We start from the raw sequence: 14,200 nt of genomic DNA on the forward strand, positions 1-14,200 counted from the left end.
ATCTTGATTAAAGCTTTAAAGGTAGCAGAGAATTGCTGTATTAGATAGTCATTTGTTTTTTGCGATTTTTTGCTTTATTCTACAGGTGTAAATATGAATAGTGTTAATAATATCCGGTCAACTTTTCTGGATTACTTTCGTCGTAATGGACATGAAATTCTTTCTTCGAGTCCGCTGGTTCCACGTAATGACCCTACATTGATGTTTACAAATGCAGGAATGGTTCAGTTTAAAAACGTTTTTACTGGATTTGAACAATGCCCTTATAAAAGGGCAACAACAGCACAAAAATGTGTCCGTGCGGGTGGAAAGCATAATGATCTTGATAATGTTGGTTATACAGCACGTCATCATACTTTTTTTGAAATGCTTGGGAACTTTTCTTTTGGTGATTATTTTAAAGAAGAAGCAATTTTTTTTGCGTGGAATCTTTTAACCAAAGAGTTTTGTCTCTCGAAAGATAAATTATTGGTTACAGTTTATCATACTGATGATATTGCAGCTGAATTGTGGCGTAAAATTTCGGGACTTCCAAACGAAAAAATTATCCGTATTGCGACCAATGATAATTTTTGGTCGATGGGGGATACAGGTCCCTGTGGTCCTTGTTCAGAGATTTTTTATGATCATGGCGGTGAAATTTTTGGGGGGCCTCCGGGAAGTGCTGATGAGGATGGTGATCGCTTTATTGAAATTTGGAATCTTGTTTTTATGCAATATGAGCAAGTTAATAAAGAAGAGCGAATTGAATTACCTTGTCCTTCTATTGATACTGGTATGGGATTAGAGCGCATTGCAGCTGTTTTGCAAGGTGTTCATGATAATTATGATATTGATCTTTTTTGTAAATTAATTCATGCTTCACAAGAGATAACAGGAGTAAATGCAACGGGTGAGTTTATTGCTAGCCATCGTGTTATTGCTGATCATCTCCGTTCTTCGGCGTTTTTGATTTCTGATGGTGTCCTTCCTTCCAATGAAGGTCGGGGATATGTTTTGCGTCGTATTATGCGTCGTGCTATGCGTCATGCTCATTTTCTTGGTGCTAAAGAGTTATTAATGGAGCGACTTTTGCCTGTTTTAATTCGCGAAATGGGGCAAGCTTATCCCGAGTTAGTGCGTGCTGAGTCCTTAATTTCAGAAATCTTAAAGTTGGAAGAAACCCGTTTTCATAAAACTCTTGAACGAGGACTTAGTTTATTAAATGAAGCAAGCACTGATCTTAAGGAAGGCGATCATTTTGATGGTGAGGTTGCCTTTAAACTTTATGATACATATGGTTTTCCACTTGATTTGACGCAAGATGCTCTTCGACGTCGTGGAATATCTGTTGATATCGAAGCTTTTGAAAAAGCAATGGAGCTTCAGAAAGCGGAAAACCGCGCCAATTGGTCTGGTTCTGGCGTATCAATAACAGAAACAATATGGTTTTCTATTCGTGATCAGGTAGGAACTACAGAATTTTTAGGTTATGAAACAGAAAAAGCTGAAGGCGTTATTACGGCTCTTATTTGTGATGGTGAAATTGTTGATCATATTTCTTCAGGGCAAGATGCCATGCTTGTTGTCAATCAGACGCCTTTTTATGCTGAGTCTGGCGGGCAGATAGGTGATAGTGGTGTTATTTCTGGTGAGTCTTTTGTTTTCGAAGTGCGTGATACCCAGAGAAGGGGTGATGGTGTTTTTATTCACATTGGAGAAGTAAAATCTGGTCAAGCAAAGATATCTGATTGTGTAGAACTTACTGTTGATTCTGAGCGTCGTAGAAAAATTCGTGCCAATCATTCTGCTACCCATTTATTGCATGAAGCTTTGCGTCGTATATTAGGACCTCATGTTGCACAGAAGGGATCTTTAGTATCTCCTAGTCGGTTGCGTTTTGATTTTTCTCATCCAAAGCCAATTTCATCAGAAGAACTAAAAAGAGTAGAAGACTTGGCAAATGATATTGTGTTGCAAAATAGTCAGGTCACAACCCGCTTGATGGCGCTGGATGATGCAATTTTTGAAGGGGCAATGGCATTGTTTGGTGAAAAATATGGCGATGAAGTTCGTGTTGTTTCTATGGGAGAGAGATGTGAGCCAATAGCATTCAAAAAGCATTGGTCAATTGAGCTTTGTGGGGGTACTCACGTACAGAGAACAGGTGATATTGGTTTAATTTATATTGTTGCTGAAAGTTCTGTGGCTTCTGGAGTTCGTCGTATTGAGGCTTTAACGGGTACAGCTGCGCGCCTTTATCTGAGTCAACAAGATAAGCGAATTTATGAAATTGCTAGTTTTTTAAAAGTTTCTCCTGCTAATTTGGAGGAACGTGTAAGGAATTTGTTTGATGATCGTCGTAAATTTGAAAAAGAGTTGAATAATACACGTAAGAATGTTGTTCTAAATGGTAAGGCTTTACAGGGTAGAAAAGGGGAAATTACAACTATTGATATTAATGGCATTTCTTTTATGGGCGGTGTTCTTAGAAACATTGCAGTACGAGATCTTAAAACATTGGTGGATTCTGGAAAAAAGCAAATTAAATCTGGAGTGGTTGCTTTTATTAGTGTTTCGGAAGATGGCAAAGGAAGCGCTGTTGTTGGGGTTACTGATGATTTAATAAATACGTTAAATGCTGTTGATTTAGTGCGCATTATTTCCGTTGTTCTTGGTGGTCAGGGTGGTGGCGGACGCCCTGATATGGCACAGGCTGGTGGTTCCAAAGGAGATAAAGCTGAGGAAGCGATTACGGCGTTAAAGGCTTTTCTTAAAGGGTAGTTTTTATTCTTGTTTTATGTTGCAGTTTTTAAGAAAGCTTAAATTGGATATAGTTAAATTAAATTTTTATTTAAAGGCACAGAAAGAAACAATTTTATGATGCAATAGCTTTGTGTAATGGCACTATGTTTTCATTTTCTGTTTTTGTTGTTTCTTGATCAATCATTAAACCGCTAGTTTGTAATAATTTATAGAAGCGCCCCCCTTTGCTGATCAGTTCTTGAAAGCTACCTTTTTCAATTAAACGTCCATGATCTAAAAATAATATAAGATCAGCATTGCGGATTGTTGAAAGACGGTGTGCTATAATAAAGGTAGTGCGGTTTTGACTTACACAATCGATAGCATTTTTAACACGAGCTTCTGTTTCAACATCGAGAGCACTTGTTGCTTCATCCAAAATAAGGATGGGTGCATTTTTTAAGATAGCACGTGCGATTGCTAATCGTTGTCTTTCTCCACCTGATAACTGTGAACCTCGCTCACCCACTAGTGTATCATAACAATCGTTTTTTCTTAGAATAAAGTCATGAGCAGCAGCTATCTTTGCCGCTTCATAAAGTTCTTCATCTGTTGCGGTTGCTTTGCCTATTGAAATGTTATTGCGAATACTACGGTTGAAAAGACCAGAATCTTGAAAGACTGTTGCTAAAGATTTACGCAAAGATTCACGATTAATTGTTCGTATATCTATTCCATCAATACTGATGTGTCCAAATGTGGGATCGTATACGCGTTGTAACAAATTAATTAATGTTGTCTTTCCAGCACCTGTTGGCCCGACAATTGCAACGGTTTGTCCTGCTTTAACTTTAAATGAAATATCAAAAACACCTTGAGAAGAATTGAGAAATTTATAGGATACATGATGAAATTGAATGACACCTTTAACATTTTGAATAGAAGGAAGATTTTCTGGTGTATTGATATGAACAGTAGAGTCTTCCATTTCAAAAAAGTCTTTTAGTTTTGCCTGTGAAGATATAGCTAAATTGATGAAATTGCTAATTTGATCAAGACGATTAATCATTAATTGAGCGAATCCAACAAAAGCAATAACTTCTCCTACTCGCACTTGGCCTTTTGTTACAAAAAAAGCACCTAAAAGAAGGACACATACTATGGAAATTGTTGAAGCCATTCGATTTAATCCACTAGCGAGAGCCCACCAATTTAAAACAGGATTCTGGGCTTTAAGAAGATTATCTGCGTGTTGATGAAGCGCGCAGGTTTCTTCTATTATTCGATTATAGCTTTGTACAATGGCAACATTGGAAATTGAATCACTGACATGTTTAAAAAGATCATGGTGGTAGCGTTCTACTGCTGCTTGTCCATCTTTTGTTTTTTGCATCACTAAGCGTGCAATTAATACATAGATAATAGCGAGGACAAGCAAAACTATTGAAAGACGCCAATTCATTTTAAAAGCTATTGGCACGAGAACAAATAATGCAACAAGAGTTGAGAGATGTTGACGCATAAAGTCAAGCCATATGGTTGACATAGAATCTATTGCACGTAGTAATGTATGAAAAGCATTAGAAGTTCCACGTTGCTGATGCCAGATTAATGGCATAGCAATGATACGTTCGAAAGATTCTATTAAAACAGTTAAGCGACATCTATGTGCTAAGCGGTCAGCACTACGCGCTACGAGTACATAAGAAATAATATTAAAAACACCAAAGCCTACCCACATTGTAAGGGTAGAAACAATGCCCGATTTATCTGCAATTGCATCAATAACCTGTCCAAATAAAATAGGTTCTATAATTGTAATTATAGCTAAAGTAACATTAGCTGAACAGATTAAAATGGATGCATTTTTTTCTTTGTTGAGATAAGAAAGAACACGAGCATAAATTTTAAATAAAGACACAGATGATTATCTCCAATTCTCATGATCAGGTTTTTGATTCTCTAATATTAGTGATTAGTCTTTGAACTAATAAAATTTATGCAGTAGGAGAATGCAATTTTGGATACGGATTGTAATGCAGCGTGATAGCATCAATTTATAAGATCGTTTTTTTGTGTTTATATACAGTAGGATGAGAATGTTAATAACAAATTTTATAGCAAGAGAATTGTTATGGTGGGTGTAAAAATAAAAAAGGTTGAGGCAGATGAAAGTGGAATGCGTTTAGATCGCTGGTTTAAGGTATATTATCCAGATGTTGGGTTTGGATATTTGCAAAAGCTTCTACGTTCTGGACAGATACGGGTTGATGGTGGACGTGTTAAAAATGATGTGCGTCTTGTTGTCGGTCAATCTATCCGTGTGCCCCCTTTACTTATAGATAAAGAAAATAGTGTTCCTGTAATCAATAAAATCATTTGTGGACAGGACGATGAAGTAATCTTAAAAGATATGCTCCTTTACGAAGATTCAAAAATTTTTGTTTTTAATAAACCGGCAGGTTTAGCTGTACAAGGCGGTTCTGGTTTGACGCGTCATGTTGATAGTATGCTTGAAGTATGGCGCAATAAAAAAGGTGAAAAACCACGATTGGTTCATCGCATTGATCGTGAGACATCGGGAGTTCTTGTTGTGGCACGGTCAAGAGGAGCGGCACAGGCTTTGACTGCTGCTTTTAGAACACGAGAAACAAAGAAAACTTATTGGGCCTTGGTACGGGGAGTACCTAGAAAAAAACAAGATAAAATTTCGACATGGATGGTCAGAGAAATAACTGAACAAGGTGATAAAATGCGTGTTTGTGAACGTAGACAACCAGATTCCAATCATGCAGTGTCTTATTATCGTGTTTTGGATACACGAGGAAAAGCCCTTTCTTGGCTTGAAATGGAGCCCTATACAGGTAGAACACATCAATTACGTGTGCATGCTGCTTATATGAACCATCCGATTATTGGCGATTCAAAATATTTTTTTTCTGATAGTAATTGGGCATTGCCAGGAGGAATGCAAAATCGGCTTCATCTTCATGCACGTCGTATTCGTATACCTCATCCTTCAGGAGGTATATTAGATATTACTGCACCTTTACCACCTCATATGCTGCAAAGTTTTAATCTTTTTGCTTTTAACGAAATCGATGGTGGCACAGAATAATAGAAAAAACACTGTACTTTGTTTTTTCAAGATTAATAATTAATTAATTAATTGATTGATAATGATAATATATCATTTTTATTTTGAATGAAAATTTAAGAAAGAGAAACGTTATCTTATTGAAACCTAGTCTATTTTAAAACAAATAAAGAAGTTATTTGCACGTTACAAGAATAATTGACGTATAAATAAAAATCGTTTGAGAGCTCTGTAATCAGTAATAGGATCAAAATATTAGCTAGGAGATTTTTTTTAAATCACCTCTTAAATGGGTGATCTATCTTATTAAAATTAAAGCAGGTACTTATAAAAGCATCAAAAGCATATGTAGCTTAAATACTAAATATGCTAATAAAACACCTCTATAACTGATATAGTATAGTGTTTGAGTATTATGTTGTTGATTAAAATTGCATTGCTTTTTAAAATTAATCCTTCCTTGCTTCATTATTAGATGATGGTATTATAGCCATAAGTAATATTTGGTGAATCTTTTGTACAAAAATAGTTATTTCATTTGTAGATATTTCTGTGTTGCATCATAATTTTACTTTGAAAAATAACTACTTGGACATAGATATTAAAACTGGTTTTTTCGTTTTTAAAACTCAGGTTGTAATATTGCATAAACATCTCAATAAATGTTTATGTTTCTTGTGAAATAAAGGTTTTATAGTAATCTCTAGGTTTATGGCTGCACTTATTTTGAAGATAGATTTACGTTTGATTATACAAAATTACGATAGTCCAAAAAGTTATATTTTCTGCAGAGTATTATATGATCAATACTATGCATAGCTTATTAAGAAATCCAAAAGGTTGTGTAATTTGATAGCACCTTTATCAGAAAGTATTTTAGCATTCGCTGTTATATGAAAAATATTTAAGAATATTGAGTTATAAATCAATGATTATAAGAGATTATGAGCTGATGTTAAGATTATCATTCAGAGATTGTAGTATAAGATTGTTGATAGTTAAATGTGCATAATACTTTAGTATTAGTTGGAATGACTATAGTTGATATGTTTGAAAATTGTTGTACAGTATTTTTTGTAGCTAATGATTGCAAATTTTATTCTAGAAACTTTAGTTAGGCTTATTGAAAATATTAAAGGTAGAACGAAATGCGTGAAATTTTAGGTGATGTTGATATTTTATTGAATGAAGGTAAATCTCTTCATCATCCTCAGAAGTTATTATGTCGGTCATTGCCTAAGCGGTTTTATGAAAAAGTAAATGTTATCTGTAAAGAGGAAAAATTTTTTATTTTACTAGATGGGAGACTATTAAAGACACCTGCGAAACGTGATTTTTTTGTACCGGTAGAAACGCTTGCTACATTAGTAGCGCAAGAATTTATTGTACAAAAAGCGGTGATTGATCCAGTAAAAATGCCGATGACGCGTTTGGTTAATACTGTTATTGACGGTATAATTGATAATATGCAAATTATTTTTGAACATTTGTTGCGTTTTGTTTCATGTGATATGATTTTTTATCGAGCACAAACACCAAAAGAACTAGTGAAACGACAATCTGAAAAATGGGATTTTTTACTTGATTGGGCAGAAGAAAAATTAGGGACACATTTTAACTTAGTGGAAGGGCTTATGCATGTTGAACAACCACCTGAGTCTATTCAAGCGGTGAGCAATTATTTACGCAAGATAGAGTCTCCTTATACGCTGGCTGCGCTTCATGCGATGACTACTTTAACAGGATCAGCTCTTATTGCTTTTGCTGTGGCTGAGAGGAAAATTTGTACAGATGATGCTTGGGCTATGGCGCATTTAGATGAAGATTGGACAATGGAACAATGGGGAAAAGATGAGGAAACAATAGCACGTCGTGCTTATAAAAAGGCTGAATTTAATGCAGCAGCTACAATTATTGCTGTTTGCTCTAAGTGAAATTCTCATCTCAATTTACTATAGTAAAATAAAAATTATCGTCTAAGATATTTGTGAGCTGCGTAGAGCGCAATTGCTGCCGCATTTGAAACGTTTAATGACTTAATATCTCCAGGCAGATCCAGGCGTACTAATGAGTAAACATTTTCGCGTGTTTTTTGACGTAGCCCTTTACCTTCTGCTCCTAGGATAAGAGAGATTTTATTTCCTGTTAACGCCGTCTCTAAAGGAAATTCACCTTCTGAATCAAGTCCAAAACTAATAAAGTTCATTTGTTGAAGCTCTTTAAGTGCTTTAGAAAGATTATGTACTGTGATGTATTCAATGAGCTCTAAAGCTCCAGAGGCTGCTTTGGCAAGTACGCTACTTTCTTGTGGCGAATGGCGATTAGTAGTAATGATTGCTCCAGCTTTAAAGGCTACTGCAGAGCGCATAATAGCGCCAACGTTATGTGGATCAGTAATTTGGTCCATGACAATGATAAGATTGGTATTTGTCAATTCCGATAAAGAATGTGATTTTAGAGGTTCAGTTTCTAATACAATTCCTTGATGAACGGCTTCGCTTCCTACAAATGTTTCCAGTTTTTTAGGTGAGCATGATGTTATAGGACACGGTATATCCGATTCGTTTATATTAAGACGTTTTAACGCATTTGGTGTAGCATACAGATGTCTCAAAATTCTTCGAGGATTCTTCAATGCTGCATGAACTGGATGAATACCATAAAGGTAAATTTGTGCTTTTTGTAATGGGATAAATGGTTGTTTTACATATGTTGAAGATTGAAAAAAAGAGCCTTTTATATCGCGATATCGACGACGAAGACGAGCGTAATGAGAGTCTTGAGGTATATTTTTTTTCATATTGCACTTATAATGCATTTGTATATAGAAAAAATATAAAATTTTAAATTATTTAGTAGGAAATTTGTAAAGAACCATATTTATTTTGTTGACAGATACAATACTAAACGCCATAACCAACCCTCAGCCAGTCTGAACTTAGTAGAAAGAGATTGGTTGTAGTGATGCTTTATCGCCCAGCTCTGCCGATGTAATGGAGGGGTGCCCGAGTGGTTAAAGGGGACGGACTGTAAATCCGTTGCGTATGCTACGTTGGTTCGAATCCAACCCCCTTCACCATTCATCAAATAGAGCTGATATATTGCGGGTATAGCTCAATGGTAGAGCAGCAGCCTTCCAAGCTGAATACGCGGGTTCGATTCCCGCTACCCGCTCCAAATATAAACTGGCGATTGAGTAAAATGGTGGAAGTATTTTTCCATTATAAAATAGAGACGAATATTTTCGTTTTATAGTTGTTATGCCGGACTGAGGTATTGGGCCGGTTTGATTTGGTTTTGAGATCCTTTTTTGTGCTAACTAATTTAAGACGAGAGATTGACAGCGATGGCAAAGAGCAAATTTGAACGTACGAAGCCGCATGTTAATATAGGAACGATTGGTCATGTTGATCATGGGAAGACCTCATTGACGGCAGCGATTACGAAGTATTTTGGTGAATTTAAAGCATATGACCAAATTGATGCGGCGCCTGAAGAGCGGGCGCGTGGTATAACGATATCTACTGCGCATGTTGAGTATGAAACGGAGAGTCGTCACTATGCTCATGTTGATTGTCCTGGTCATGCAGATTATGTTAAGAACATGATTACAGGAGCGGCGCAAATGGATGGGGCCATATTAGTTGTTTCTGCAGCAGATGGACCTATGCCTCAAACGCGTGAGCATATTTTGTTGGCGCGTCAGGTTGGTGTTCCAGCGATTGTTGTTTTTCTCAATAAGGTTGATCAGGTTGATGATAGCGAGCTTTTAGAACTTGTGGAGCTTGAAGTTCGCGAGCTTTTATCGAAATATGATTTTCCTGGCGATGATATTCCCATAGTTAAAGGCTCGGCTTTAGCAGCGCTTGAGGATTCTAATAAGAGCATAGGTGAAGATTCTGTTCGTCTTTTGATGAGTGAAGTTGATAAGTATATACCAACGCCTGAGCGTCCAGTTGATCAGCCGTTTTTGATGCCTATAGAGGATGTTTTTTCTATTTCTGGTCGAGGAACGGTTGTTACGGGTCGTGTTGAACGTGGTGTTATTAAAGTTGGTGAGGAAATAGAGATTATTGGTATACGTCCTACATCTAAGACGACAGTTACCGGGGTTGAAATGTTCCGCAAGCTTTTAGATCAAGGTCAGGCTGGTGATAATATTGGAGCTTTGCTTCGTGGTGTTGATCGTGAGGGGATTGAGCGTGGTCAAGTACTTGCGAAGCCTGGTTCTGTTACGCCTCATACTAAGTTTAAAGCTGAGGCCTATATTTTAACGAAAGATGAAGGGGGTCGTCATACACCATTTTTCACGAATTATCGCCCGCAATTTTATTTTCGTACAACAGATGTTACCGGTATAGTTACACTCCCTGAAGGAACGGAAATGGTTATGCCAGGTGATAATGTTGCTATGGATGTTTCTTTGATTGTGCCAATTGCAATGGAAGAGAAGCTTCGTTTTGCTATCCGAGAGGGGGGGCGCACCGTTGGAGCTGGTATCGTATCTAAAATTATTGAATAGCTGAAATAAATTACTTAAAATGTATTTAAGGTGTTTTCTAAAAGATTAGGGGTATAGCTCAGTTGGTAGAGCGGCGGTCTCCAAAACCGCAGGTCGCGGGTTCAAATCCTGCTGCCCCTGCCGTGAATTGTGATTTGAATTATAGTTAGAGAGAGAATAGATTGATTACGTTTATTTTCTTTTTTTTATATAGGGCTTGTTTTTTTGTGCATGAATCTGTATTGAATGAAAGATGATGAGATTGTATAAGGATGGTTGTAATTTTTTGCATTTTTGTCATGTTTTTTATTGTGTAGTTTGCAATAAGTTTAGAAAGAATGTAGTGTGATTAATGGCATCTAAAATCAATCCTATTACCTTTTTGAAACAAGTTCGTGCAGAAACAGCTAAAGTAAAATGGCCTACACGTCGTGAAACAGTGATTTCTACTGTTATGGTATTGATAGTAACGGCGTTGGCTTCAGTTTTCTTTTTTGTTGTGGATCAGACGGTAAATTTTGGTGTATGGCAGGGTATTGATCTTCTAAAGTATCTTTTTAGTTGATAGTGCAAGGAAGTATGACTGTGGCTGCTCGTTGGTATATTGTTCAAGTGTATTCAAACTTTGAAAAAAAGGTAGCGGAAGCTATTGATAAAGAGGCAAAGCAAAAAGGGCTTGATCATTTATTTAAAAAGGTTTTTGTTCCGACTGAGCGTGTTGTTGAAATTCGTCGTGGTCGTAAGGTTGATTCCGAGCGCAAATTCTTTCCTGGTTATATTCTTGTTTGTGCTGAGTTGACGGATGAGGTTTATCATCTCATTAAGAATACTCCTAAAGTGACGGGATTTTTAGGTTCAGATGCGCGTCCTGTTCCTATTTCTGATCGCGAAGCTGAGCAAATTCTTAAACAAGTTAAAGAGGGAGTTGAGTCTCCAAAATCTTCTATGTCATTTGAAGTGGGTGAGCAAGTTCGAGTAGCAGATGGACCTTTTGTTTCTTTTAATGGTATTGTTCAAGAGGTTGAAGAAGAGCGTTCTCGCCTTAAGGTTGAAGTATTAATTTTTGGGCGTCCTACGCCTGTTGATTTGGAGTTTGATCAGGTTGAAAAGCTTTGATTGGGATTAAAGTGGTTTTTTGATCACTTTGAAAATAGATTAAGATGGAAGGTGATTTATAGCTTTGCCGGCTTAATGATCCAGACTATCAAACTGCAGTGGGTTTTTGGCATAATTTGAAGCAGCCAATTTACCAGTATAAATTTAGAGGCAGGGTATTATGGCAAAAAAAAGTGTAGGTCAGTTGAAATTACAGATTCCTGCAGGAGCGGCTACTCCATCACCTCCAATAGGTCCTGCTCTTGGGCAGCGTGGTATTAACATTATGGAGTTTTGTAAGGCGTTTAATGCAGCGACGCAGGAAATGGAAAAAGGTGCGCCGATTCCAGTAGTTATTACTTATTATCAAGATAAGTCTTTTACGTTTTTGTTGAAGACTCCTCCGGTATCCTTTTTTTTGAAAAAGGCAGCAAATTTAAAATGTGGTTCGAAAGAGCCAGGTAAGGTGTTTGTAGGAACGATTTCTCGTGATAAGATTCATTCGATTGCGGAGGCAAAGATGAAAGATCTTAACGCAAATGATATCGAAGCGGCAATGCGCATGGTTGAAGGTTCTGCTCGCTCTATGGGCTTAGAGGTATTAGGCTAGTATTATGGTAAAGATAGCAAAGAGAATACATAAAATTCGTGAGGGCGTTGATTTTAATAAGCTTTATGCTTTAACAGATGCTATTTCAATGGTCAAAGAACGTGCTGTTGCTAAATTTGATGAAACAATTGAGATTTCAATGAATTTAGGTGTTGATCCTCGTCATGCAGATCAGATGATTCGGGGAGTTGCTCATTTGCCTAATGAGACGGGACGAAATGTTCGTGTTGCTGTTTTTGCACGTGGTGTTAAGGCTGAAGAAGCTAAAGCTGCTGGTGCAGATATTGTGGGGGCTGAAGATTTATTTGAAATTGTTAATAGCGGAACGATTAATTTTGATAGGTGTATTGCAACACCCGATATGATGCCTCTTGTTGGTCGTCTTGGTAAAATTCTTGGCCCACGGAGTTTGATGCCAAACCCAAAAGTTGGTACTGTAACAATTGATGTTGCTAATGCTGTTAAGGCTTCTAAAGGTGGTGCTGTTGAATTTCGTGTTGAAAAATCTGGTATAGTGCATGCTGGTATCGGTAAGGCTTCTTTGGGAATTGAGAAAATAGTGGAAAATGTTATAGCTTTTGTTGGTGCAGTTGCTAAAGCTAAGCCACAAGGTGCAAAGGGTGAATATATTAAACGAATTGCAGTTTCTTCAACGATGGGTATTGGGATAAAGGTTGATCCTGCAACAGTTCGTGCAGAGTCAATATGAAACTTGTAATTTTTTGTGTATCTGATGGCTGAGATTATATTTTAGTTGTCAGTTTTTGTTGGCATTCAGTTATCTGAGCTTTATTGAGCTCAGGTCATACCGGGAGAAATTCCGGAATGTCCTGTCCGAGATTGTAGGTGATACTTTGTTTAGGTATCTTAATTAGAAAAAGCCTGCATGAGATTGGGGTAAGAGCTTTGAAGTTGATAAACTTAAAAGGTTTGAGCCAGGATTGCCTTTGATCGTTTGTGCGTGAAGAAGGGGGCAGGATCCTCGTCGTTAGCATAGAAGAATTTCATGCTATCAAAGGTAACCAACAGGCTTATTTTAGTAAACCTGTTAAATGGAGAAAAATAGTGAATAAAGCGGAAAAAGGAAAATTTGTTACATGGCTTAACAAGACTTTTCAAGAGTCAGGTTCTGTTGTTGTTGCACATTATTCCGGTTTGACTGTTTCACAAATGAACGATCTTCGTTCAAAAATGAATGAAGCAGGTGGTGCTATTAAAGTCGCCAAAAACCGTCTTGCTAAAATCGCTCTTCAGGGTACAAAATCTGAAGCAATGATGGGTCTATTCACTGGACAAACGCTTATTGCTTATTCAGAAGATCCAATTACAGCGTCGAAAGTTACTGTTGATTTTGCTAAGGCTAATGATCAATTTGTTATCCTTGGTGGTTCAATGGGTGCAACAACTTTAAGTGTTGATGCTATAAAGTCTTTGGCTTCATTGCCTTCATTGAACGAATTGCGGGCAAAAATTCTGGGTATGGTTTCTACTCCTGCGATCCGTATTGTTCAGGTTGTTAATGCACCTGCAGGTCAGGTTGCGCGTGTTATTGGTGCATATGCTCGGGGAGGATAAAGCAGCTGTGCTGTTTTTTTTGTAATCCAAGTTTACAGAGGTTCTTAATGTTTTTCTGTTTTTTTGGTAAATTCTAAACAATAATTCAAATCTTTTAAGTGAAGGAATTTTAAAATGGCTGATCTAGCAAAGATCGTAGAAGATCTTTCTAACCTTACTGTTTTGGAGGCTGCAGAGCTTTCGAAATTACTTGAAGAAAAATGGGGTGTTTCCGCTGCTGCTCCTGTGGCTGTTGCTGCTGTTGGTGCTGCTGCTCCAGCTGTCGAAGAGAAAACAGAATTTGATGTTATTCTCACTGATGGCGGTGCTCAAAAGATTAATGTTATTAAAGAAGTTCGTGCTCTTACGGGGCTTGGACTTAAAGAAGCAAAGGACTTGGTTGAGGGAGTGCCTAAGCCTATTAAAGAAGGTGCTTCTAAGGATGAGGCAGAAAAAATTAAGGCTCAACTTGAAGCTGCTGGCGCTAAAGTTGAACTTAAGTAAGTTTATTTTATTGATAAGTATTAATGTGTATCAATTTCACTCCCCTTCAAGAAAAGGGGCTTAATCGAGAAAAACCTTTTCCTTACAGTTTAGTAGCTGTAAGGGAAGGAATTAT

General features: G+C 37.2%; 12 protein-coding genes and 3 tRNA genes. 13 read left to right on the plus strand and 2 right to left on the minus strand.

The window, feature by feature from the left end:
• Positions 1-93 precede the first annotated feature (93 nt).
• A complete protein-coding gene (gene alaS / locus ACJTDF_RS02175) occupies positions 94-2,763 on the plus strand; it encodes an alanine--tRNA ligase (RefSeq protein ID WP_407965946.1) in 2,670 nt (889 codons plus the stop codon).
• 94 nt (positions 2,764-2,857) lie between these two features.
• Here the strand turns inward: alaS and ACJTDF_RS02180 are convergent, their stop codons facing one another.
• Positions 2,858-4,645: a glucan ABC transporter ATP-binding protein/ permease gene (locus ACJTDF_RS02180; RefSeq protein ID WP_407965947.1), complete on the minus strand. Its 1,788-nt coding sequence runs from the start codon at positions 4,643-4,645 to the stop codon at positions 2,858-2,860.
• 213 nt (positions 4,646-4,858) lie between these two features.
• Here ACJTDF_RS02180 and ACJTDF_RS02185 point away from each other — a divergent pair, with 213 nt between their 5' ends.
• Together ACJTDF_RS02185 and ACJTDF_RS02190 are read left to right on the plus strand one after the other, a co-directional pair.
• Positions 4,859-5,842 (plus strand): RluA family pseudouridine synthase, encoded by a 984-nt coding sequence (locus ACJTDF_RS02185; protein ID WP_407965948.1) that lies wholly within the window; start codon positions 4,859-4,861, stop codon positions 5,840-5,842.
• A gap of 1,127 nt (positions 5,843-6,969) precedes the next feature.
• The gene (locus ACJTDF_RS02190) at positions 6,970-7,755 is read left to right on the plus strand and encodes an ATP12 family chaperone protein (RefSeq protein ID WP_407965949.1); all 786 of its coding nucleotides are present in this window, start codon (positions 6,970-6,972) and stop codon (positions 7,753-7,755) included.
• 35 nt (positions 7,756-7,790) lie between these two features.
• Here ACJTDF_RS02190 and rlmB read toward each other — a convergent pair whose 3' ends face one another.
• Positions 7,791-8,621 carry a 23S rRNA (guanosine(2251)-2'-O)-methyltransferase RlmB gene (gene rlmB, locus ACJTDF_RS02195; protein WP_407965950.1) on the minus strand — a complete coding sequence of 277 codons (831 nt, stop codon included), beginning with the start codon at positions 8,619-8,621 and terminating at the stop codon, positions 7,791-7,793.
• A gap of 195 nt (positions 8,622-8,816) precedes the next feature.
• Here rlmB and ACJTDF_RS02200 point away from each other — a divergent pair.
• The 10 genes from ACJTDF_RS02200 (at position 8,817) to rplL (ending at position 14,085) form a co-directional block, all read left to right on the plus strand.
• Positions 8,817-8,900: transfer RNA gene (locus ACJTDF_RS02200), tRNA-Tyr, on the plus strand.
• Between the two features lie 24 nt (positions 8,901-8,924).
• Positions 8,925-8,998, plus strand: a tRNA-Gly gene (locus tag ACJTDF_RS02205).
• 169 nt (positions 8,999-9,167) lie between these two features.
• Positions 9,168-10,343, plus strand: a complete 1,176-nt coding sequence (tuf, locus tag ACJTDF_RS02210) for an elongation factor Tu (RefSeq protein ID WP_249676279.1) — start codon at positions 9,168-9,170, stop codon at positions 10,341-10,343.
• 47 nt (positions 10,344-10,390) lie between these two features.
• Positions 10,391-10,463, plus strand: a tRNA-Trp gene (locus ACJTDF_RS02215).
• A 211-nt stretch (positions 10,464-10,674) separates the two neighbouring features.
• The gene (secE, locus tag ACJTDF_RS02220) at positions 10,675-10,887 is read left to right on the plus strand and encodes a preprotein translocase subunit SecE (RefSeq protein WP_078680104.1); all 213 of its coding nucleotides are present in this window, start codon (positions 10,675-10,677) and stop codon (positions 10,885-10,887) included.
• Between the two features lie 20 nt (positions 10,888-10,907).
• Complete coding sequence (nusG, locus tag ACJTDF_RS02225; RefSeq protein WP_407966197.1) at positions 10,908-11,438, plus strand: transcription termination/antitermination protein NusG; 531 nt, start codon at positions 10,908-10,910, stop codon at positions 11,436-11,438.
• 160 nt (positions 11,439-11,598) lie between these two features.
• On the plus strand, positions 11,599-12,027 hold the full coding sequence (gene rplK, locus ACJTDF_RS02230; RefSeq protein ID WP_407965951.1) for a 50S ribosomal protein L11: 429 nt from the start codon (positions 11,599-11,601) through the stop codon (positions 12,025-12,027).
• Between the two features lie 4 nt (positions 12,028-12,031).
• Positions 12,032-12,736: a 50S ribosomal protein L1 gene (gene rplA, locus ACJTDF_RS02235; protein ID WP_407965952.1), complete on the plus strand. Its 705-nt coding sequence runs from the start codon at positions 12,032-12,034 to the stop codon at positions 12,734-12,736.
• A 356-nt stretch (positions 12,737-13,092) separates the two neighbouring features.
• Positions 13,093-13,602, plus strand: coding sequence for a 50S ribosomal protein L10 (rplJ, locus tag ACJTDF_RS02240; protein WP_407965953.1), 510 nt, complete (start codon positions 13,093-13,095; stop codon positions 13,600-13,602).
• A gap of 114 nt (positions 13,603-13,716) precedes the next feature.
• On the plus strand, positions 13,717-14,085 hold the full coding sequence (gene rplL, locus ACJTDF_RS02245; RefSeq protein ID WP_249676266.1) for a 50S ribosomal protein L7/L12: 369 nt from the start codon (positions 13,717-13,719) through the stop codon (positions 14,083-14,085).
• Positions 14,086-14,200 lie beyond the last annotated feature (115 nt).

This window comes from Bartonella bennetti, from assembly GCF_045945445.1.
GTDB lineage: Bacteria > Pseudomonadota > Alphaproteobacteria > Rhizobiales > Rhizobiaceae > Bartonella.